Here is a 22262-nt window from a genome sequence, read left to right as displayed (position 1 = left end):
AATGGACCTCGACGCCCTGGTCGCCGCGCGTCGCGCCGAGTGGGATCGGCTCGACGTCCTCGCGCGTGCGCGCCGGCTGTCGAGCGACGAGGTCGATGAGCTGGTGACGCGGTACCGTGCGGCGTCCGCCGACCTCGCCGACATCAAGACATCCGCTGGCCGGAGCGTCGAGGGCGACCGGCTGTCGATGACGCTCTCTCGCGCCCGGCTGCGCCTGACCGGAGCCCCGGAGAACGTCCTGCGGCTGCTGCCCCGCTTCTTCGTGCAGCAGCTCCCGGCCGCGCTGTACCGCGTGCGCTGGACCACGCTCGCCGTCGCCGTCGCCTTCGTCGTGATCAGCTCGCTCGTCGCCTTCTGGGTGTCGGGGGACCCCGCCGCGGTCGCCGCGCTGGGGTCGCAGGCTCAGCTCGAGCAGTACGCCGAGAACGACTTCACCGCCTACTACAGCGAGAACCCCGCCGCCGTGTTCGCGGGAACCGTGTGGACGAACAACGCCTGGATCGCGGCGCAATGCGTGCTCTTCGGCATCACCGGGCTGTGGCCCGTGATGGTCCTGATGCAGAACGCCGTGAGCATCGGCCAGGCGGCGGCGATCCTCATCGCGTTCGACCGGGGAGACGTGTTCCTGCTCCACATCGCACCGCACGGACTGCTCGAGCTCACCTGCATCTTCGTGGCGGGCGCGACGGGGCTGCACATCTTCTGGGCCTGGGTCGCGCCGGGACGTCGCAGCCGCGGAGAGGCGCTCGCCGCTGCGGGGCGGTCGCTCGCGACGGTCGCGATCGGCCTGATTCTCGCCCTCGCGCTGTCCGGACTCGTCGAAGGCTTCGTGACGCGCCAGCCGTGGCCATGGCCGATCAAGATCGGCATCGGGGCGCTGGCTCTGGGCGTCTTCCTGGCCTACATGCTGGGACTCGGCCGGATCGCCGCGCGGCAGGGCGAGACCGGTGACCTCACCGAGTACGAAGCGGGCACGCCGCGCCTCGTGGCGGGGTGACGTCGAGCACCCGTTAATTTGATCGAATCAAAAATGCGGGATAGGGTCGGGGTATGACGATCACGACCGCCCCCGAGGCCATCCGCGCCTCCGGCCTGCGCGTGACCGAGTCGCGCACGGCGGTCTACGCCGTGCTGCACGCGCGTCCCCACGCCAGCGCCGACGATGTCTACGCGGCTGTCGCCGAACGGATGCCGCAGACGAGCCGTCAGTCGGTGTACAACGCTCTCAACGACTTCGCCGACGCCGGGCTCGCCCGTCGTATCGAGCCGGCCGGCCGCTCCATGCTCTTCGAGCTGCGCGTCGGCGACAACCATCACCACCTCGTCTGCACCGAGTGCGGCCGGGTCGAAGACGTCGACTGCGCCGTCGGACACACCCCGTGCCTGCATCCGTCGGATGACCACGGCTTCGAGGTCGCCTCGGCCGAGGTGACCTATTGGGGTCGGTGCGCGGCATGCGCGGCATCCGCTGCCCCGGCTGCATCCTGAGCTTCCCTCTCTCCCGAAAACCCCCAACGGAAGGATCTCCATGAGCGATCGCGACCAGCAGTCCGCGCCCATCGGCGAGGACGTGACCGACACCGATCAGGCGGTCACCCCCATCGACACACCCGAAGACGAGCGCGCCGACGGAGAGACCCGACCGCGTTCCAACGACGCCGGCGGCTGCCCCGTCATCCACGGCGGCGACCAGGGGCACGGGCACGGCTCGCACGGCGGCCAGCCGCACCCGACCGTCGGCAACGCCAACCACGTCTGGTGGCCGAACCAGCTCAACCTGCGCATCCTGAAGAAGAACCCCGCCGTCGCGAACCCCGTGGGCGAGGACTTCGACTACAAGGCCGCGTTCGAGTCGCTCGACCTCGCCGCCGTGAAGAAGGACATCGAAGAGGTCCTCACCACGTCGCAGGACTGGTGGCCGGCAGACTTCGGTCACTACGGCCCGCTCATGATCCGCATGGCCTGGCACTCGGCCGGCACCTACCGCGTCACCGACGGACGCGGCGGCGGCGGTGCTGGCCAGCAGCGCTTCGCCCCGCTGAACAGCTGGCCCGACAACGTCAACCTCGACAAGGCGCGGCGCCTGCTGTGGCCCGTCAAGAAGAAGTACGGCCAGTCGATCTCGTGGGCTGACCTCATGATCCTCGCCGGCAACGTCGCGCTGGAGTCCATGGGCTTCTCGACCTTCGGCTACGCCGGCGGCCGCCCCGACGTGTGGGAGCCGGACGACGACGTGTACTGGGGTCCCGAGACCACCTGGCTCGCCGACGAGCGCTACTCGGGCGACCGCGACCTCGAGAAGCCGCTCGCTGCCGTGCAGATGGGCCTCATCTACGTCAACCCCGAGGGCCCGAACGGCGAGCCCGACCCGCTGAAGTCGGCGCGCGACATCCGTGAGACGTTCGGCCGCATGGGCATGAACGACGAAGAGACCGTCGCCCTCATCGCCGGCGGTCACACGTTCGGCAAGACCCACGGCGCGGCACCCGACTCGAACCTCGAGGACAACCCCGAGGCAGCGGGCGTCGACATGCAGGGCCTGGGCTGGAAGAACAACTTCGGCACCGGGCACGGCGACGACACCATCACGTCGGGGCTCGAGGTCACCTGGACCTACCACCCCACCCGCTGGGACAACGAGTTCTTCCACATCCTCTACGCCTACGACTGGGAGCTCATGCGCAGCCCCGGCGGCGGACACCAGTGGCGTCCCGTCAACGGTGCCGGTGCAGACATGGTGCCGCTCGCGCACTCGGACGGACGCCGCGAGCCGCGCATGCTCACGAGCGACCTGGCGCTGCGCGTCGACCCCGCCTACGACGAGGTCTCGCGCCGCTTCAAGGACGACCCGGTGGCCTTCGGCGACGCATTCGCCCGCGCCTGGTTCAAGCTCACCCACCGTGACATGGGCCCCATCGCGCGCTACCTCGGTCCCGAGGTCCCGCAGGAGGAGCTCATCTGGCAGGACCCGCTGCCTGCCGTCGACCACGAGCTCATCGACGACGCGGATGCCGCAGACCTGAAGGCCCGCATCCTCGCCACCGACCTGACCGTGAGCGAGCTCGTCGCGACGACGTGGGCTGCGGCCTCGACGTTCCGGGGCAGCGACAAGCGCGGCGGCGTCAACGGCGCCCGCATCCGCCTGGCACCCCAGAAGGACTGGGAGGCGAACAACCCGGCCCAGCTGCAGCGTGTGCTGGGTGTGCTCGAGAGCGTGCAGTCGTCGTTCAACGACGGTCGCACCGACGGCAAGAAGGTCTCGCTGGCCGACCTCCTGGTGCTGGCGGGCAACGCCGGCGTCGAGAAGGCCGCGCGCGACGGCGGTGTCGAGGTGACGGTTCCCTTCCGTCCCGGACGCACCGACGCCACCGCAGAGCAGACCGACGAGCTGTCGTTCAGCCACCTCGAGCCGGTCGCCGACGGGTTCCGCAACTACTACGGTCCGAATGCGGTCCTGCCGGCGGAGCACCACCTCATCGACAAGGCGAACCTGCTGACGCTGAGCGCTCCCGAGATGACGGTGCTCGTGGGCGGCCTCCGCGCCCTCGCGACGAACTACGACGGATCGTCGTTCGGCGTGTTCACCGAGCGTCCGGGTGTGCTGACGAACGAGGTGTTCGTGAAGCTGCTCGACCTCGGCGCGACGTGGAAGCCGCTCGACCCGGGGTCGCATGCCTTCCGCGGTGTGAACGCCGACGGCTCGGAGATCGGCATCGGCACGCGCGTCGACCTGCTGTTCAGCTCCAACTCCGAGCTCCGCGCAATCGCCGAGGTGTACGCCTCGGACGACGCGAGCGAGAAGTTCGTGCGCGACTTCGTCGCCGCGTGGACCAAGGTCACCGAGCTCGACCGCTTCGACCTGCGCTGACTCGCAGCATCCCTTCGAAGGCCCGTCCCGATTCCCGAGGCGGGCCTTCGTCGTTCCCGCTGCGGGTCGGTTGGTTGGTTGGTTGGGTTGGCAGTTGGTGCCCCTTCTCGGGTCGGGTGGGGGCGTGATCTGCCAAGTGAAGGGGATGCGGCGGGTTTGGGTTGGCAGGTTGTGCCTCTTCCCGGGGTGGGCGGGGGCGTGAGCTGCCAAGTGGGGGCGTTGCGGGGCTGGGGCGGTGCTTGGCGCTCCGCCTACGACCGCGCGCTGCGTGAGCTGCCATGCGCGGATGCGGCGGAAGTGGGTTGGCAGTTGGTGCCCCTTCTCAGGTCGCGTGGGGGCGTGAGCTGCCAAGTGAAGGGGATGCGGCGGGTTGGGGTGGCAGGTTGGTGCCCCATCTCGGGCCGGGTGGGGGCGTGAGCTGCCAGGTGAAGGGGATGCGGCGGGGGCGGGTCGGCAGGTTGCGCCCCATCCCGGGGCGGGTGCGGGCGTGAGCTGCCAAGTGAGGGCAGAGGGCAGAGGGCAGAGGGTGGTGAGAGGGGAGGGGCCGCGGGCGCGGGTCAGAGCCTGCCGGCGGCCTTGAGCGCGAGGTAGTGGTCGGCGACGGCGGGGGGCAGGGCCTCGGGGGTCGCGCTGAGGGCCTCGCCCCCGGCGCGGCGGATCGCTGCGGCGACCAGTTCCGCGTCGCGCGTGGCATGGGCGATCGCCGCCTCGCGGTAGATGTCCTCCGCGACGCGCTCGGCCGGCGCCGGTTCGGGGGCGTCCTGCGCCGAACCGACGAGCACTGTCGTGCGCTCGGTCAGCGACGGCAAGGCGCCGAGGAAGCCTCGGGCCGCGTCGGGAGCGTCCTGCGCGGTCAGCAGCACCACGAGGGAAGGCCGCGAGGTCAGGGTGCGCACCTCGGTGAGGACGGCGTTCCAGTCGGTGTCGATGAGCGTCGGCTCGACGGGCGCCATCGCGTCCACGAGGGCCGGAAGCAGCCGCGGACCGTCGATACCCGTGACCCGAGCACGCCGAGCACGATCGAACATGAGCAGATGCACATGGTCGCCGGCGCGGGCGGCGAGGGCGCTCAGAAGCAGCGCCGACTCCATCGCGGCATCCAGTCGAACGCCGTCTCCCACCCGCGACGCGCTCGTGCGTCCCGTGTCGATCACGATCACGACGTGGCGATCGCGTTCCGGACGCCAGGTGCGGAGCATCGTGGTGCCCGCGCGGGCTGTCGCGCGCCAATCGATGGAGCGGACGTCGTCGCCCCGCACGTACTCGCGCAGGCTGTCGAACTCGGTGCCGCGCCCGCGAACCTGGACGCTCGTGTTGCCGTCGAGCTCACGCAGCCGGGCGAGCCTCGACGGCAGGTGTCGGCGCGAGGCGAACGGCGGCAGCACGCGCAACGCACCCGCGGCCGGAAGGACACGCTGCCGTCCCGCGAGTCCCAGCGGTCCGCGGCTGCGCATCGCGATGAACGCCGAGCGCAGCTCGCCTCGGCGGCGGGGGAGCAGAGGCATCGGGATCGCCCGGCGCTCACCGGGCGGGATATCGATCGTGGCTCGGGCGTCGCCGGCGCCGGCGGTGGGCTGCCAGCCGTCGCGCAGTCTCCCGCGGATGCGGCGGGTGCCGCGATTGCTGACAAGGATCGTCGTCTCGACGGGCTCGCCGGCTCGTGACCGCGCCGGGATGCGCCGTTCGATCTCGACGGCGCGCAGCGGCCCGGCGAACACCGTGTCGACGGCAGCGAGGGCGAGGCACAGCCCGAGCCACGCGAGCGCCGTCCACGCCGCGTTCAGCCCCGCCGCGGGAGCGAGCACGACCGGCACGACGCCGACGGCGACGAGCAGCACGAAGAGGCCGGAGAGGTACACGGCGGCTCAGATCGGGACGCGCGTCTGCTGCAGCACCGAGGTGAGGATCGTGTCGGCGGAGACCCCCTCGATCTCGGCATCCGGGCGAAGCTGCAGCCGATGGCGCCATGCGGGGACCAGCATCGTCTGGACATGGTCGGGCGTGATCGCCGGGTACCCGCCCAGCCACGCCCAGGCCTTGGCGGCAGCGAGCAGGGCGGTCGCGGCGCGGGGGCTCGCCCCCAGCTGAACCGACGGCGACTGCCGGGTGGCGCGGGCGAGATCGACGACGTAACCGAGGACGTCGTCCGAGACCTCCACGGCGGATACGGCCTGCTGGGCCGCGCGGATCTCGGCTGCCGTCACGACTGCCGACACTCCGGCGGTCTCCAGCGCCCCGGGGCGGAAGCCGTCGGCGTGGCGACGCAGCACCGAGATCTCGTCGTCGCGGGCCGGGAGGTCGATGACGAGCTTGAGCAGGAAGCGGTCGAGCTGTGCCTCGGGAAGCGTGTAGGTGCCCTCGTGCTCGACCGGGTTCTGTGTGGCTGCGACGAGGAAGGGATCGGGGAGCGGGCGGGAGACGCCGTCTGCCGAGACCTGCCGCTCCTCCATGGCCTCCAGGAGAGCGGCCTGGGTCTTCGGCGGCGTCCGGTTGATCTCATCGGCGAGGAGCACGTTGGTGAACACCGGGCCGGAGCGGAACTCGAACTCTCCGGTCCGGGCGTCGTAGACCAACGATCCGGTGACGTCGCCCGGCATGAGGTCGGGGGTGAACTGGATCCGGGTGGTGTCGAGGCCGACGGCTCGACTGAAGGTGCGCACGAGCAGGGTCTTCGCAACGCCCGGCACGCCTTCGAGCAGTACGTGCCCACGGCCGAGCAGCGCGATGAGGAGGCCGGTGACGGCACCGTCCTGCCCGACGACGGCCTTGCCGACCTCGAGCCGGACGCGGTTCATCGCCTCGCGCAGGTCGCCGGATGCGGTCTCGCTCATGGGGTGTTCCTTTCGGGACGGACGGATCGGAGAACTGCTGCTTCCACGTCGCGCAGACGGTCGGCGGCGTCGACGAGTTCGCGGTCGTTTCGGGGGAGGTCATCGAGCAGGATGCCGCGGATGCGCGTGCGATCGTCGCCGATGCGGCTCGCGGCGGCATCGGCGATGGCGCCGGCGTCGGCGGCACCGAGCCCCAGTAGTCGCGCGATGCGGCGCAGCGCTTCGCGCCGCAGCTGGTCGAGCGCGTGGAGGGGGTCGGCCGAGGCCGCGTACAGGCGTGCCCGGCCTTCCGTCGTCTCGGACGCGCGGACGGTCACCGGCAGGTTCTCGGCCACGAGCGGGCCGAAGCGGCGCCCGCGCCAGACGGCGGCGGCGACGGCCGAGCCGAGGAGGAGCAGGATCGCGGGCGTCACCCATGGCGGCGTGAGCTCGCCCAGCGACGGGGCGCCGGTGATCGAGCCGTCGCCGATCGACGGCAGGTACCAGACGACGGTGCCGGTGCCGCCGAGCAGGTTGAGTCCGAGCGCGGCGTTGCCGTCGTCGGCGATCCGACGGTTGACGAGCAGGGCGGTGGCGTCCAGCGCGGCGACGCTCTGGTCGCCGTCGCCGGAGGCCACGAGCCCGAAGCCCGCTGCTGCCGGGTAGCACGCGTCGTCGACGCCCTCGGCGGTGAAGACCTCGCCCGGGCCGACGGGCCCGCTGAAGTCGGCGGCGGGGAGGTCGCAGGCGGGGCCCACGGTCGAGCCGTCGGCGAAGCCGGCGCTGCGTGCCTCTCCGAGGAGCAGGCGCAGATCGCGTGTGCGCGGCTCGAGCAGGACGACGCCGGAAGCGGCATCCCGCAGCTCGAGGATGTCGTCGTCGTCGAGGGGCGCGGTGTCGGCGATCGCGAGCGTCGCATCGCCGCCCTCGAGCGCCCGCAGAGCGCTCGTACGGTCACGTGCGACCTCGACGTCGACGCCGCGGTCGCGCAGCAGCTCGGCGAGCGCGCGTGATCCCTCGGGGCCCGCTGCCTCGGGGTCGAGAAGCCCCTGCGCCGGCATCGTGTTGATGCCGGCGATGGCGGCGACCGCGACGCCGGCGACGAGGAGGCCGGCGGTCACACCCGCCCAGCCGAGCACTGAGCGCGATCTGCGACGTGTCGTCGGGGGAGCGACTGTCGTGCTCATGCCGGCACCTCCGCCCGCGTCGTCGCGAGACGCTCATCGAGGGCGCGCACGGCGGCGTAGGCCTCGGCGGTGCCCGGCCGTCGCAGGTAGCGCACGTCGTCGAACACCCGGGCCACACGGTCGAGCTCGGCGCTCTCCGCGCGGAAGACGCGTCCGGCGTCGGCCGCGAAGCGGTGCACGGTGGTGCCCGGGGCGGGGTCGATGATCGTGCGCTCCGCGAGCCCGCGCGCGAGCGCGCGCACGCGCAGGACGATCGCGTCGTCCCAGGCGCCCCGGTTCGCGGCATCCGCGGCGTCCGCCCTCAGCTGGTCCGCGCTGCGCGTCTCGTCTTCGCCGAACAGCGGCACGCTCGCGCGTGAGCGGACGATCGCTCGCGGGCGCCCCCAGATGAGGATGGCCACCGCGACCAGCACCAGGATCACGACGATCGCCACGGCGGCGAGCCAGGGGCCGACCGTCGCCGGTACCTGCCCGTTGAATATGGCGGCGAGAAAGTCGACGACGCCGCGCGCGAAGCGATCGACAGGCGTGGGCTCGGCCTCCTGGTACGCGGCCTTCGACAGCTCCTCCTCCGCCCATCGGCGGGCTTCGTCGGGGTCGGGCGCGACCGGCGTGGCGAACGGCCTCATGCGCGGTCAGCGCCCGGAGCGGTCCAGTCGGTCGATGACGGACGATCCGTCGGCGCAACGGGCGGCTCTGCGGTGGTCCCGGCCTGCTGCGGGTCGGGCGATCCGGCGGGCGCGGGCTGCGCGGGTCGATACGCGGGTTGCTGGACCGGCGGCGGCGGATAGCCGGGCTGGCTCGCGTAGCCGGGTTGCGGGGCGTAGCCGTAGCCCGGCTGCGGAGCGCCGTACGCGGGGGGCTGCTGCCAGCGGCCGTCCATCGTGCGGCCGACGTTGCGTCGGTACGGGTCGGGAGCCGCGACCCCGGCATCGCGCTGATCGATGTACGACGACAGGTCGAGATCGAGTCCCTCGCGACGCATGCGGCAGTCGACGTAGACGAGCGCGCCGGCGGTCGACTGCACGATCACGGCGATGGTCTGGATGAGGGTGACGAACGCCTGTGCGAGAAGCGTGCCCACGAGCAGCGCGATGATCTGTCCCGGCTCGGGGTCGCCGGTCGGGGTGATGACCGATGTCAGCCCCATCGTGACGAACGAGAAGGGCACGCTGATGACCTGTGCCAGGACTCCGAAGCTCATCGAGATGATGACGATAATCCCGAGCGTCGGCCAGAATCGTCCGCGGGTGAGCCGCCACGACCGCGCGACGGCCCCGAAGACCGTCGCCTGCTCGAGCACGATGACCGACGGCACCAGCAGGAGCTTCGTGCTCAGCCACAGGCTCAGCGGGATCGCGGACAGTCCCACGATGATCGCGAGGATGATGGCAGCCGGGCCGACGCTCACGGCGAGCCCCACGATCCCGGCGGCGACGATCCCGATGACGACGGCGACGATGAGGAAGACGAGCGCCGAGTATCCGATCAGACGCCAGGCCACTGGCTTCACGCGACGCCACAGGCCGCCGAGGGTGTGCTTCTCTGCGACGACGGCATGCGCGACCTCACTGACCACGACCCCCTGCACGATGACGCCGAGCGCCCCCGATGCCAGCGACAGCACGAGCGCGGTGGCGCCGCTGATCGCGATGGAGCCGGCCAGGACCGTCTCGAACTCGTCGGTGCCCGGTCGCAGGGACGCGAGCCTGCCGAAGGTCGCGAAGCCGACGGCGACGATGCCCGCGGTGGCGACGAGGATCGCGACGGTCTGGACGACGAGCGCGAAGCCCAGCAACACCTTCGGGTTCTGACGCAGTGCCGAGAACGAACGACCCAGGATCACCCCGAACGAGAGCGGATGAAGCGGGATGATGCCGGGACGCGGCGCCGGCGTCCACGCGGGGTATGACGTCACGATGCACTCCTGGAACAGTCGGCTCGGTCGAACCCATCGTGTCACACGCGTGCGCAGCATCCGGAGTCGACGGTGCGCGGGTCGGGTACGGTGAGTACGCGCACGTCGCGCGCGAGCCCGAGCCGAAAGACGAACGCCGCCCATGACTTCTCGCATCCTGGTGGTCGATGACGACACCGCTCTGGCGGAGATGATCGGCATCGTGCTGCGCACCGAGGGGTTCGACACCGTTTTCTGCGCCGACGGCGCGGCGGCCGTCGACACCTGGCGCAGCGAGAAGCCCGATCTGATCCTGCTCGACCTCATGCTGCCCGGCATGGACGGCATCGAGATCTGCACGCAGGTGCGTGCGGAGTCCGGTGTTCCCATCATCATGCTGACCGCGCGCACCGATACGGCGGACGTCGTGCGGGGGCTCGAATCGGGCGCCGACGACTACATCGTCAAGCCGTTCAACCCCAAGGAGCTCGTCGCCCGCATCCGCACGCGCCTGCGCCCTGCCAACGCATCGGCCTCGGAGTCGCTGCGCATCGGCGACCTCGTCGTCGACGTCGAGGGCCACGAGGTGCGCCGCGGCAGCGATGTCATCGCGCTCACGCCGCTGGAGTTCGAGCTGCTGGTCGCGCTCGCCTCCAAGCCGCAGCAGGTCTTCTCGCGCGAGATGCTCCTCGAGCAGGTCTGGGGCTATCACTACAAGGCCGACACGCGACTCGTGAACGTGCACGTGCAGCGGCTGCGGGCGAAGGTCGAGATCGACCCCGACAACCCGCGCATCGTGACGACCGTCCGCGGCGTCGGCTATCGCGCCGGCGCCGTCATCTGACGCGCCGATGCCTATCCGCACCGTCACGACGGCGACGGTGGCGACGCACGGCTGGCGGTCCTGGGGACGTCGGCTCGCGCGAACCTGGCGGCGGTCGCTGCGATTCCGCACCGTCGCGATCACGCTCGGCGCGACGGCGTTGACGATCACGGTGGCGCTGGTGTGGATGTCGCTGGCCATCCAGAACGACCTCTTCGAGTCGCGCACCTCGCAGCTGCTCGCCGAAGCGCAGCGGGCGACGCAGTCGGCGCAGGCCACGCTCGACGCCGCTGAGGTCGGGGGCGATGTCGTCGCCGTCGACAACCTGATGGAGAGTGTGCGCACCTCCATCCAGCGGCAGTCCTCGACCGACCGCATCGCCGCGTTCCGCATCTCGTCCGAACCGTCGGCCATCGCGCCGCAGGACTTCGACTCGGCAGGGCTCCCCGCCGACCGGATCAGTGACGACCTGCGCTCGCAGGTGCAGAGCGACGACGAGCTGCAATGGTGGCAGCCGGTCGGCTTCGCCGCGTCCGGCGGCGGTCAGGTGCCCGGGATCGTCGTGGGGCAGCAGATCGTGCTCCCGGAAGTGGGCGCATACGAGCTCTATCTCGGTTACGACCTGGCGGGCGAGGCGCAGACGCTCGCGTTCGTGCAGATCACGCTGTGGATCGTCGGGGTGGGGCTGGTCGTCCTGATCGGCGCGATCTCGTGGATCGTGCTGCGCTCGGTCACCGAGCCGATCGCGCAGGCGGCGGAGAGCAGCTCGAGACTGGCGGCGGGCGACCTCGCGGTGCGGCTCCAGGTGCGCGGCGAGGACGAGTTCGCCACCCTCGGACGGTCGTTCAACGCCATGGCCGACAGTATCGAGGCGCAGATCAAGGAGCTCGCCGAGCTGTCGCAGGTGCAGCAGCGGTTCGTGTCCGACGTCTCGCACGAGCTGCGGACACCGCTGACGACGATCCGCCTCGCCTCCGACATGCTCAACGACCGTCGCGACGACTTCGATCCGGTGGCCGCGCGTGCCGCCGAGCTGCTCCACGACCAGGTGCACCGGTTCGAGGTCCTGCTCACCGACCTGCTCGAGATCAGCCGCTACGACGCCGGCTCGGTACAGCTCGAGAGCGAGCCCACGAGCATGACTCAGCTCGCCGAGGACGTCATCGCCTCCATGGCCCAGCTCGCGGAGCAGCATGGCAGCGACGTGCGTCTCGTGGCGCCCGGCGGCTACTCGCCCGTCGAGATGGACCCCCGGCGCGTGCGTCGGATCGTCCGGAACCTGCTGGGCAACGCGATCGAGCATGGCGAAGGCCGCCCGATCGTGGTGAGCGTCGACAGCGATGCTCGAGCCGTGGCCATCGGAGTGCGCGACTACGGTCTCGGTATGCGGCCCGCCGACGCCGAGCGCGTCTTCGACCGCTTCTGGCGCGCGGACCCGTCGCGCAAGCGCACCATCGGCGGCACCGGTCTCGGGCTCTCGATCGCCCTCGGCGACGCCCGACTGCACGGCGGCACCCTCGCGGTGTGGTCCGAGCTGGGACGGGGGACGAACTTCGTGCTGACCATTCCCCGGCGCAGCGAGCCGCTCGACGGTCACTCGCCGCTCCCGACCGATCCGGGGGAGGACGGCGTACCCTTCGACGATCTGGGACTCACCCAGCCCATATCCCTGCCCCGTCCCGCGAAAGGCTCATCGTGAAGCGTCTGCGTCCGATCGCCACGGCTCTGGCGATGCTGTGCGCCGTGGTGCTCACGGGCTGCACCGGGCTGCCGACCTCGGGCCCTGTCGTCGCCGGCGCGCCCATCGACCAGGAGGCCGGCGCGGTCGACTTCTCGTTCCTGCCCGACGATCCGCCACCGGGAGCGACCCCGCAGCAGATCGTGGCGGGGTTCCTTGCGGCGGGCTCCGGCCCCCGCGACGATTGGGGCACCGCGCGGCAGTTCCTCGCGCCCGACTTCCGTTCGTCGTGGCAGCCGACCGCCCGGGCGACGATCGACTTGCCGGGCGAACGCCTCTACACCGTGGCCGGCGACGGTACGGTCACGGTCTCCATCACCCCAGAAGCGGCCGTCGACGCCACCGGCGCGCTGTCGGTGACCGACGGCGGTTCGATGCCGCTGGACTTCAGCCTCGTCGAGGTCGACGGCGAGTGGCGGATCTCGGAAGCACCCGACGGCGTCGTGCTCGACCGTGCCCGGTTCCAGGCGGTCTTCCGCGAGTACTCCGTCATGTACTTCGATCGGTCGTGGACCTACCTCGTGCCCGACCGTCGCTGGTTCCCGGCGACGAACGCCGCGACCCACATCACCGAGGCTCTCATCGACGGCGATCCGAGCCCCTGGCTGTCGGGCGCCGTCTACTCGGCGTTCCCCGAGAGCCTGGAGCTCGCGACCCGTGCCGTTCCGCTCGATGCGGGGGTGGCGCAGGTGCCCCTGTCGCAGTCGGCACTGGCCATCGTGCCGGAGACCCGCAACCGGATGCAGGCGCAGCTCGACGCGAGCCTGCAGTCGGCGGGAATCCGCGGTGCGCAGATGTCCGTTGACGGCGAGCCCGTCGCGGCCCAGGCCGTCGATGTCCGACCCATCCGCGTCGATGTCCGACCGGCAGTCCTGACGGAGGACGCGTTCGGCTTCCTCTCCGGCTCCGAGGTCGAGCCCCTGCCGGGGCTGTCGACCGTCATCCCCGAGCTCGAGCCGGAGTCGATCCAGGTGGGGGCGGATCGCAGCACTGCCGTGGTTCGCACGACCGCCGGAGCTGTCGTACGGGCTCGTGACGACGCGACCTTCGAAGTCGTGGACGAGCGCGCGGGCCTGATCGACCCGACGATCGATCCGCAGGGCTTCATCTGGAGTGTTCCCGCCGGCGACCCGTCGGGGCTCACGGCGACCGGAGACGACGGCACGGTCGTCCCCATCGCGAACGCGTGGCCGGGCGCGTCGCAGATCTCGAGCATCGAGGTGTCGCGCGATGGCACGCGCATCGCGGCGCTGGTGCGCGACGGCTCGCGCCCGGCGCTGTGGATCGCCGGCGTCCTCCGCGATGACGACGGTGCACCCGTCGGTCTCGGCGACCGCGAGACCGTCGCACGTCTCCCGGGCACCGGCATCGATGCGAGCTGGGTCGACGGGTCGACGATCGCGGTCCTCGCGGAGAACGGCGACGCCGATGTCGTCATCTCGCAATCGGTGGGCGGTTTCGGCGAGGAGATCGCGGCGCCGGCGGGCCCGGTGGCGATCGCGGCTACGAACCAGCTGCGGGCCGTACGCCTTCTCGACAGCGAGGGCGTCCTGTACGCCCAGAAGGGGCAGGCCTGGCCGACGGTGGCGGGCGGCGTCCGCGTCCTCGCGACGCAGCAGGGCTCGCCGCGCTGATTCCTCCCCAGTGACCGGACGGGCGGCTGCACCCCCAGCCGCAGTCCGCCGGCTATTTCGCGCCGGCCCCCGGGGACAGCATGAGAGCGTGCTGCCGAATCGTGCCCGCCGTGAGCGCTGGCGGGAAGACCTCGCCGACGCGCTCGACCTTCTCATCCCGGTGTGGTGCGCGGGATGCGACGCACCCGGCCGTCCGCTCTGCAGGCGCTGCGCCGCGGCGATCCCGCAGCCGAGGCGACGTGATGCCGACGGGCTCGAGGTGTGGAGCGTGGCGCGGTACGCGGACACGACGGCACGCGTCATCCGGGCTTTCAAGGAAGACGGGAGGACGGCACTCGCACGCCCCCTCGGAACTCTGACGGCGGAGCTCGTCCGCGACGCGGGGTGGCAGGATGCCGTGCTCGTCCCGGTGCCGCCCTCCCGTGCGGCCCTGCGGCGACGCGGCTATGCGGTGCCCGAGATGCTCGCACGGCGCTGCGAGGCGCGCACGGCGCGATGGCTGCGCCCCCGAGGCCACGTCGCCGACCAGCGTCTGCTCGGACGAGAGGAACGCCGCCGCAACGTCGCGGGCGCGTTCACCGCACGCTCGCGCACGGGCTCGGTCGTCATCGTCGACGACGTCATGACCACGGGAGCGACACTCCGCGCCGCGCGAGCTGCGCTCGACGGAGCCGGTCTGCGAGTCGTCGGCGCCGTCGTGCTGGCCGATACGCCTCTCCGGGCTGCCGCCGAAGATATTCCCGGCGGTTCATGAGTGACAACGCGCGCTCGCCGCACTAGCGTGGGGGAGACCAAGGCGAACGAAGGTCCGCCCTTGAACCGGGCGGACCGGAGCAAGGAGGTCAGGATGGAAACCAGCATCGTCGGCGTGGGAGTCGGGATCACGGATCGCTTCCGCACGGTGGCTGAAGAGAAGTCCAGTCGCATCGAGACGCTCGCACCTCGTGCGCAGCGCCTCGATATCAAGGTCACGCATCACGCCTACCGCAACGGGCGCATGGATGACGAGACCGTCGAGCTGACCCTCACCGGAAAGGGACCGATCGTCCGGGCAGAGGCCACGGACGGCGACAAGTTCGTCGCCCTCGACCTCGCGGTCGACAAGCTCGTCGAGCAGGTCCGTCGCGCGAAGGACAAGCGCGTCGACGCGCGCAATCACCCTCGCGGCGCCAAGCTCGACAAGGGCACGGGCGCGCTCGAGGGCATCGACGTGGAGCCCGCGTCGGTCGAGGTCCTGCGGGCCGTGGCGACGGGCGAGGTGCCCGTCATCGGAGACTCCGCCGAAGAGGACGACTACACGCCCGTCGTCATCCGCACCAAGGAGTTCGGTGCGGAGTGGATGACCGTCGAGGAAGCCGTGGATCGGATGGAGCTCGTCGGCCACGACTTCTTCCTGTTCATCAACGCCCGCACCGATCACCCGAGCGTGGTGTACCGCCGCAAGGGCTGGGACTACGGTGTGATCTCGCTGACCGCGGCGGCACCGCCGGAGGCGGAGCTGGCGTCCTGAGCTGAGGACGACGACGGGGGCGGTGCCATCGCGGCATCCGCCCCCGTCGCATGTCGGCCGCAGCCGGGGCGTCAGTCGAACATGCCGTCGAGCATGCTGCCGATCACGAGACCGCCCAGGATGCCGCCGACCATGTTGCCGCCGTTGCCGCGACCGCCCCATCCGCCGCCGTACCCGCCGGGGCCGCCCCAGCCGTCGTTCGGGCGCGAGCCGTCGATGTCGCGCTGGGCGAGGTGGAGGGCCTCGCCGGCGAGCGCGGCGCACCGCCGAGCGTCCGCGAGAGCCTTCTCGCGGTCGTCTTCTGAGATCGGCCCGGCAGGAGCGAGCCCGAGCCGCAGGCTCTCGGCTTCGGCGAGTCGGGTGCGGGCGTCCGCACCGATCCAGCCGCGGTGGCCGGCGATGACGCTCCGAGCGACGGAGAGCTGGCGGTCGGCGTCGTCGATCGCATGTCGGACGTGGCTCTCGGGCGGGACCGGACGAGCGGCGCGCTCGCGCGCCGTGTCGACGGCGACGTCGAGCGCGGCGTTCTTCTCGCGGAGCATCGACAGCTCCGCGAACGGGTCGCCCGGGGTGCCGGCGGGGCTGACGCGCGTCAGCGCCTGCTGAAGCTCCGCCATCGCCGTGGTCACCGCGGGTGTCTGCGGCGCGGTGCGAGCGGCGATGAGGTCGTCACGGGAGTCGGCGACGACATCGGCGAGCGTCGACTGCGCCCGCAGCGCCTCGACCTCGAAGTCGTCGACCGCGTCGAGCAGAGTGCGGGCACGGCGCACGGCCTCGGTGGCGGTCTCGAGGGCGATGTTCGCGGGTCCGCGCTCGCCGGCCGCGCGTCGACGTTCGGCGACATCGGCGCCGTGCTCGGCGAACTCGAGCAGTCCGGCCGCTTCGTCGGCGTTCCCGCTCACGCGGTTGAGGGCATCGGGGTGGTAGCGGCCGGACACGCGCTCGATGACGGCGCGTGCGGGGCCAACGCGCTCGCGGAGGACGGCGACGTCGTTCCGGATGCCGACGAGGATCTCCGGAGCCCGGCGTGCGCGCTCGATCGCCTCGGACAGCGCGGAGACACGATCGTCGAGAAGATCCTGGGCCCACTCGCACAGCTGCACGATGCGCGCATTGCGCGTGCGTACCTCTTCGGGGGTGTCGGGGATCTCGTCGTGGTTGAGCTGCTTGAGGTGGAACGCCTCGCCGAGGTGATGGCGAACGGAGGCGATGGCCTCCCGCAGCGGCGCGGTGGCCTCCTCGCCGAGCTCAGCCTCGGCGAACACCATCTCGTCGCTCGTGACACGCAGGCGCTCGTCCGCTCCGACGAGAGCGATGTCGGCCTCGCGTGCGAGGTTCGCGTCCGCGTCGGCGACTTTCTGCTGTTCCTGCTTGCGTCTGCCCCAGAATCCGGCCATGTTCCGATCCTAGGTCTCGCCGGTCGGCGCGGGAGGGGATGTCGTCGGCTCTCGCAGGCGACGCCAAGGTCACGGCCCGATAACATGGCTCCATATGCCCGTGCGTACGCGCGGGCGCGGCCGACGTGGCGTCGGCGCACCCGACAGATGGAGATCCGCTGTGGCCAACCCTCTCGAGAAACTGCTCCGCGCCGGTGAGGGCCGCGTGCTGCGCCGTCTGCAGCAGATCGTCAAGGCCGTGGGCGCGCTCGAAGAGGATTACGCCCGCCTCACCGACGAGGAGCTGCGGAACGAGACGGCCGAGCTCCGTGCCCGCCACGAAGCGGGCGAGACCCTGGACCGGCTGATGCCAGAGGCGTTCGCCGCCGTGCGCGAAGCCGCGAAGCGCACGCTCGGTCAGCGTCCGTACGACGTGCAGGTCATGGGTGGTGCGGCCCTCCACCTCGGCAACATCGCCGAAATGAAGACCGGTGAGGGAAAGACGCTGACGGCCACGTTCGCGGCCTACCTGAATGCGATCGCCGGCAAGGGCGTCCACGTCATCACGGTCAACGACTTCCTCGCCTCGTACCAGTCCGAGCTCATGGGCCGCGTCTACCGCGCGCTCGGCATGACGACGGGAACGATCGTCTCGGGTCAGACCCCCGAGGTGCGCCGCGAGCAGTACGCGGCCGACATCACGTACGGCACGAACAACGAGTTCGGCTTCGACTACCTGCGCGACAACATGGCGTGGCGCCGTGAGGACCTCGTGCAGCGCGGCCATTTCTTCGCCGTCGTCGACGAGGTCGACTCGATCCTCATCGACGAGGCCCGCACCCCCCTCATCATCTCGGGGCCGTCGTCGGGCGAGGCGAACCGCTGGTTCGTCGAGTTCGCGCGCGTCGCCCTCACCCTCGAACCGGGCGTCGACTACGAGGTCGACGAGAAGAAGCGCACCGTCGGTGTTCTCGAGCCCGGCATCGAGAAGGTCGAGGACTACCTCGGCATCGACAACCTCTACGAGTCGGCGAACACCCCGCTCATCTCGTTCCTGAACAACTCGATCAAGGCGCGCGCCCTGTTCAAGCGCGACACCGACTACGTCGTCATGAACGACGAGGTCATGATCGTCGACGAGCACACGGGCCGCATCCTCGTCGGCCGCCGCTACAACGAGGGCATCCACCAGGCCATCGAGGCGAAGGAAGGCGTTCCGGTCAAGGCTGAGAACCAGACCCTCGCCACCGTCACGCTGCAGAACTACTTCCGTCTCTACGACAAGCTCTCGGGCATGACCGGTACCGCCGAGACCGAGGCGGCCGAGTTCATGTCGACCTACAAGCTCGGCGTCGTCCCCATCCCGACGAACAAGCCGATGATCCGCAAGGACCAGCCCGACCTCGTCTACAAGAACGAGACCGCGAAGTTCGCGCAGGTCGTCGAAGACATCGTCGAGCGCCACGCGGCCGGTCAGCCGGTGCTCGTGGGTACGACGAGCGTCGAGAAGAGCGAGTACCTCTCGCGCCTGCTTGCCAAGAAGGGCGTCAAGCACGAGGTCCTCAACGCCAAGAACCACGCCCGTGAGGCCGAGGTCGTCGCCCGCGCCGGTCGCCTGGGCGCCGTGACGGTCGCGACCAACATGGCCGGTCGCGGTACCGACGTCATGCTCGGCGGTAACGCGGAGTTCCTCGCCGTCCAGGAGATGAAGTCGCGCGGGCTCGACCCCGTCGAGACTCCGGAGGAGTACGAGGCCGCGTGGGACGAGGTCTTCTCGTCGGTGCGGGAGACCGTCGCCGAGGAGGCCGAGAAGGTCGTCGCAGCCGGCGGTCTCTACGTGCTCGGCACCGAGCGTCACGAGTCGCGCCGCATCGACAACCAGCTGCGCGGTCGTTCGGGCCGTCAGGGCGACCCCGGTGAGAGCCGGTTCTACCTCTCGCTGACCGACGACCTCATGCGCCTGTTCCAGTCGGGCGCCGCCGAGGCGATCCTCGCTCGCACGAACTTCCCCGAAGACGTCGCGATCGAGTCGTCGATGGTCTCGCGCGCGATCAAGAGCGCGCAGTCTCAGGTCGAGGCGCGCAACGCCGAGATCCGCAAGAACGTCCTGAAGTACGACGACGTGCTCAACCGCCAGCGCGAGGCGATCTACGCCGACCGCCGCCAGGTGCTTCACGGCGACGACCTCTCGGAGCGCGTGCAGCACTTCATCGAAGACGCCATCAGCGCCGTCATCGACGACCACACGTCTTCGGGCCACACCGAGAGCTGGGACTTCGACGCCCTCTGGACCGAGCTGAAGACGCTCTACCCCGTGGGCGTCACGATCGACGAGGTCGTGGCCGAGGCCGGGAACAAGGGACGCATCACCGCCGACGTCCTCAAGCGCGAGCTGCTCTCCGACGCGAAGATTGCCTATCAGCAGCGCGAGGAATCGCTGGGCGAGCCCGCGATGCGCGAACTGGAGCGCCGTGTCGTGCTGCAGGTGCTCGACCGCCGCTGGCGCGACCACCTCTACGAGATGGACTACCTCAAGGACGGCATCGGCCTGCGCGCGATGGCCCAGCGCGACCCGCTCATCGAGTACCAGCGCGAGGGGTATGAGATGTTCCAGTCGATGATGAGCCAGATCAAGGAGGAGTCGGTCGGCTTCCTCTACAACCTCGAGGTCGAGGTGCGCTCCGCCGAGAGTGGTGACGTCGACGCCAAGGGGCTCACCCCGACGCCTGTCGAGACGCAGAAGCTCGAGTACTCCGCCCCGAGCGACACAGGTTCGGGCGAGGTCGAGGTGCGCAACGACCGCGGTCAGGTCCAGAAGACCGCGACGGCGAAGGCGCGTCAGCAGGCGGCCGAGCAGGACGCCCCCGCCGACGCACCGCGGGGCGCGTTCGGTCAGAAGATGGGCGCGAACGAGGATGCCGGAGACGCGGGCAACCGCGCGGCACGGCGCGCCGCCGGCAAGAAGAAGTGATCCGGCGAGCGGGCCACGCATCGTCGATCGGCCCGCTCGGCCCCCGGATATCCTGATCGCATGAACCGCCGCACCCTCGATCAGTCATCGAAGCTCAAGGACGTCCTCTACGAGATCCGTGGTAGCGCCTTGGCCGAGGCCGATCGACTCGAGGCCGACGGGCATCGGGTGCTCAAGCTGAACACCGGCAACCCGGCGATCTTCGGCTTCGAGGCGCCGTTTCAGATCGTGCGCGACATGATCGAGTCGGTGCCCCACGCGCACGGCTACAGCGACAGCCGCGGCATCCTCTCCGCTCGCCGCGCCGTCGTGTCGCGGTATGAAGAGGTCCCGGGTTTCCCGCACGTCGACCCCGATGACGTCTACCTCGGAAACGGCGTCTCCGAGCTCATCACGATGACGATGCAGGCGCTCCTCGACGAGGGTGACGAGGTGCTGATCCCGGCGCCCGACTACCCGCTGTGGACCGCCATGACGAGCCTCGGCGGCGGCAAGCCCGTGCACTACCTGTGCGATGCGACCCAGGGTTGGGAGCCCGACCTCGACGACATCCGATCGAAGGTGACCCCGCAGACGAAGGCGATCGTCGTCATCAACCCGAACAACCCCACGGGCGCGGTGTACAGCCGCGAGGTGCTCGAGGGCATCGTCCAGATCGCTCGGGAGAACTCGCTCCTCCTGCTCTCGGACGAGATCTACGACCGGATCCTCTACGACGAGGCGACTCACATCCCGCTGGCGACCCTCGCCCCCGACCTCCTCTGCCTCACCTTCAACGGCCTCTCCAAGACGTACCGCGTCGCGGGGTACCGCTCGGGCTGGCTCGTCATCACAGGACCGAAGGCGCATGCGAAGGGCTTCCTCGAGGGCATCCAGCTGCTCGCCTCGACACGTCTGTGCCCGAACGTTCCCGCGCAGTTCGCGGTGCAGGCGGCGCTGTCGGGCGTGCAGTCGATCGAAGCGCTGATCGCGCCGACGGGGCGGTTGCACGAACAGCGGGATGCCGCATGGCAGGGTCTCGAGAGCATCCCGGGCGTGACCTGTCACAAGCCCGAGGGTGCGCTGTACGCCTTCCCTCGCCTCGACCCCGAGGTCTACGACATCCATGACGACGGCAAGCTCGTCTACGACTTCCTCGTCGCGGAGCACGTTCTCCTCGTACAGGGGACCGGCTTCAATTGGCCGGACCCGGATCACCTCCGCATCGTCACGCTGCCCGAGGCTCGCGTGCTGACCGAGGCGATCGAGCGGCTGGGCAACTTCCTCTCGTCGTACAAGCAGTAGCGCCGGTCACAGCAGGGCGAGCGAGGTCGCCCGCCATCGGCCGTCGAGGCCCTCGAGCCGGAGCGCCACCGCGCGCGTCCGGTGCGGAGTGGTGACGACGACTGTGCCCTCGACGATGCCGTCCGCCGGCTCGCACATCCTCACCCTGACGATCGAATAGACCGGTCGCGCCGGGGTGACCTGCCTCGCGCTGCGTGCCCGAGCGGCGAGGTTCGCGCGCGTCACCAGCACGCGGAAGGCATCCTCGCTCAACCACCGCGCGAGCTGCTCGACCTCGCGAACACCGGCGAGGACCTCGAGGACGCCGCGCGTCAGGTTGCGCGCCAACGGTTCGGGATCCGGCAGATCGGCGGTCGATGTCGGCTGCGCTGCGAAATACTCGGCGATATCGAGCGAGGACCCGATCCGGGGGTAGCGACGGGGCTCGCCAGCGCTCATCGACGTCATCGCGCGCACCTCCTTCTCCTCGGCTCTCCCAACGCCGACGAGTACAACACACTGCCGAATCCGGCCGGATGAGAATCCTCCAACCTGTGGAGAACGCTCCCCGGGGTCGTTCTCGACGGCCTAACCTCGCCGCGTGCGATGGCAGCGTTTCTTCGAGGATCTCGAACTCCAGCTCGACACCGAGTGGGAGGCTGAGCGAGCCGCGCTGGATACGGAGGCCGAGCGTCTGCGCCTCTCACGGCTGACGCTGCGCGAGCGCCTCGCGGAGCTGACGGGCGTCGAGATCGCGATCGACGTGATCGAGGCGGACGGGGTTCGTGGCTGTCTGACCGGTGCGGGTTCCGATTGGATCGGCATCGCGAGCAGCGCCGGGGCCCGGGCCGCGGTTGTCCCCCTGCACGCGATCGCGTCAGTCGCCGCTGCCGAGCCCGATCTGCTCCGCAGTGCGCGCCCCGCCCGGGGTCGCTCGCCGCTCGCCGAGCGGATGACGCTCGGCTTCGTCCTTCGCGATGTCGCGCGCCGTCGGGTCGGGGTTCGCGTCGTGGTGAGCGGGGGCGTCAGCTGGACGGGCACGATCGACCGAGCAGGCGCGGACCACTTCGATCTCGCGCTGCATGACGCGGGGGAGCCCCGGCGTGCGAGCGCGGTCATCGGGCATCGGATGATCGGCTATCCGGCACTTCGGACCCTGCACCTCGACAGCGCGGAAGGGTGATC

At 70.5% G+C, this 22262-nt stretch carries 18 protein-coding genes; 11 read left to right on the top strand and 7 right to left on the bottom strand.

What is annotated here, in order from left to right; translation table 11 throughout:
• Nucleotide 1 precedes the first annotated feature (1 nt).
• The 3 genes from AA0Y20_RS15085 to katG are packed head-to-tail and all read left to right on the top strand — an operon-like array spanning nt 2 to nt 3868.
• Nucleotides 2-997: a stage II sporulation protein M gene (locus tag AA0Y20_RS15085; protein ID WP_412935889.1), complete on the top strand. Its 996-nt coding sequence runs from the start codon at nt 2-4 to the stop codon at nt 995-997.
• A gap of 53 nt (nt 998-1050) precedes the next feature.
• On the top strand, nt 1051-1488 hold the full coding sequence (locus AA0Y20_RS15080; protein WP_412935887.1) for a Fur family transcriptional regulator: 438 nt from the start codon (nt 1051-1053) through the stop codon (nt 1486-1488).
• 40 nt (nt 1489-1528) lie between these two features.
• A complete protein-coding gene (gene katG, locus AA0Y20_RS15075; RefSeq protein ID WP_412935885.1) occupies nt 1529-3868 on the top strand; it encodes a catalase/peroxidase HPI in 2340 nt (779 codons plus the stop codon).
• A 557-nt stretch (nt 3869-4425) separates the two neighbouring features.
• Here the strand turns inward: katG and AA0Y20_RS15070 are convergent.
• The 5 genes from AA0Y20_RS15070 to AA0Y20_RS15050 are packed head-to-tail and all read right to left on the bottom strand — an operon-like array spanning nt 4426 to nt 9783.
• Nucleotides 4426-5727 carry a DUF58 domain-containing protein gene (locus tag AA0Y20_RS15070; protein ID WP_412935882.1) on the bottom strand — a complete coding sequence of 434 codons (1302 nt, stop codon included), beginning with the start codon at nt 5725-5727 and terminating at the stop codon, nt 4426-4428.
• 6 nt (nt 5728-5733) lie between these two features.
• A complete protein-coding gene (locus tag AA0Y20_RS15065) occupies nt 5734-6699 on the bottom strand; it encodes an AAA family ATPase (protein WP_412935879.1) in 966 nt (321 codons plus the stop codon).
• Complete coding sequence (locus tag AA0Y20_RS15060; RefSeq protein WP_412935877.1) at nt 6696-7865, bottom strand: DUF4350 domain-containing protein; 1170 nt, start codon at nt 7863-7865, stop codon at nt 6696-6698. Before AA0Y20_RS15060 ends, AA0Y20_RS15065 begins: the two co-directional genes overlap by 4 nt.
• On the bottom strand, nt 7862-8494 hold the full coding sequence (locus tag AA0Y20_RS15055) for a DUF4129 domain-containing protein (protein ID WP_412935875.1): 633 nt from the start codon (nt 8492-8494) through the stop codon (nt 7862-7864). Before AA0Y20_RS15055 ends, AA0Y20_RS15060 begins: the two co-directional genes overlap by 4 nt.
• Nucleotides 8491-9783 (bottom strand): hypothetical protein, encoded by a 1293-nt coding sequence (locus AA0Y20_RS15050; RefSeq protein ID WP_412935873.1) that lies wholly within the window; start codon nt 9781-9783, stop codon nt 8491-8493. The genes AA0Y20_RS15055 and AA0Y20_RS15050 overlap by 4 nt, the downstream gene beginning before the upstream one ends.
• Before the next feature lie 142 nt (nt 9784-9925).
• Between AA0Y20_RS15050 and mtrA the strand changes: the two genes are divergently transcribed.
• The 5 genes from mtrA to hpf all read left to right on the top strand — a co-directional run bounded on the left by mtrA (nt 9926) and on the right by hpf (nt 15467).
• Nucleotides 9926-10606, top strand: coding sequence for an MtrAB system response regulator MtrA (gene mtrA, locus AA0Y20_RS15045; protein WP_412935872.1), 681 nt, complete (start codon nt 9926-9928; stop codon nt 10604-10606).
• Nucleotides 10607-10613: 7 nt separating this feature from the next.
• On the top strand, nt 10614-12284 hold the full coding sequence (mtrB, locus tag AA0Y20_RS15040; protein WP_412935871.1) for an MtrAB system histidine kinase MtrB: 1671 nt from the start codon (nt 10614-10616) through the stop codon (nt 12282-12284).
• Nucleotides 12281-13957 carry an LpqB family beta-propeller domain-containing protein gene (locus AA0Y20_RS15035; RefSeq protein ID WP_412935869.1) on the top strand — a complete coding sequence of 559 codons (1677 nt, stop codon included), beginning with the start codon at nt 12281-12283 and terminating at the stop codon, nt 13955-13957. Before mtrB ends, AA0Y20_RS15035 begins: the two co-directional genes overlap by 4 nt.
• A gap of 88 nt (nt 13958-14045) precedes the next feature.
• The gene (locus tag AA0Y20_RS15030) at nt 14046-14711 is read left to right on the top strand and encodes a phosphoribosyltransferase family protein (RefSeq protein WP_412935867.1); all 666 of its coding nucleotides are present in this window, start codon (nt 14046-14048) and stop codon (nt 14709-14711) included.
• Between the two features lie 93 nt (nt 14712-14804).
• On the top strand, nt 14805-15467 hold the full coding sequence (gene hpf / locus AA0Y20_RS15025) for a ribosome hibernation-promoting factor, HPF/YfiA family (RefSeq protein WP_120264732.1): 663 nt from the start codon (nt 14805-14807) through the stop codon (nt 15465-15467).
• Between the two features lie 71 nt (nt 15468-15538).
• Here hpf and AA0Y20_RS15020 read toward each other — a convergent pair whose 3' ends face one another.
• Nucleotides 15539-16864 (bottom strand): hypothetical protein, encoded by a 1326-nt coding sequence (locus AA0Y20_RS15020; RefSeq protein ID WP_412935865.1) that lies wholly within the window; start codon nt 16862-16864, stop codon nt 15539-15541.
• Between the two features lie 160 nt (nt 16865-17024).
• On the opposite strand from AA0Y20_RS15020, the gene secA reads away from it, so the two are divergent.
• Complete coding sequence (gene secA, locus AA0Y20_RS15015; protein ID WP_412935862.1) at nt 17025-19814, top strand: preprotein translocase subunit SecA; 2790 nt, start codon at nt 17025-17027, stop codon at nt 19812-19814.
• Between the two features lie 60 nt (nt 19815-19874).
• Nucleotides 19875-21098 (top strand): pyridoxal phosphate-dependent aminotransferase, encoded by a 1224-nt coding sequence (locus AA0Y20_RS15010; RefSeq protein ID WP_412935860.1) that lies wholly within the window; start codon nt 19875-19877, stop codon nt 21096-21098.
• A 6-nt stretch (nt 21099-21104) separates the two neighbouring features.
• Here the strand turns inward: AA0Y20_RS15010 and AA0Y20_RS15005 are convergent, their stop codons facing one another.
• Nucleotides 21105-21536, bottom strand: coding sequence for an Rv3235 family protein (locus tag AA0Y20_RS15005; RefSeq protein WP_412939661.1), 432 nt, complete (start codon nt 21534-21536; stop codon nt 21105-21107).
• Between the two features lie 142 nt (nt 21537-21678).
• Here AA0Y20_RS15005 and AA0Y20_RS15000 point away from each other — a divergent pair, with 142 nt between their 5' ends.
• Nucleotides 21679-22260 (top strand): hypothetical protein, encoded by a 582-nt coding sequence (locus tag AA0Y20_RS15000; RefSeq protein WP_412935857.1) that lies wholly within the window; start codon nt 21679-21681, stop codon nt 22258-22260.
• The last annotated feature ends 2 nt before the right edge of the window (nt 22261-22262 follow it).

The sequence above is a fragment of the Microbacterium pratiae genome (genome assembly GCF_047302165.1).
GTDB lineage: Bacteria > Actinomycetota > Actinomycetes > Actinomycetales > Microbacteriaceae > Microbacterium.
Note: the sequence above shows the minus strand (reverse complement) of the source record. Positions and strands in the feature narration are given on the sequence as shown.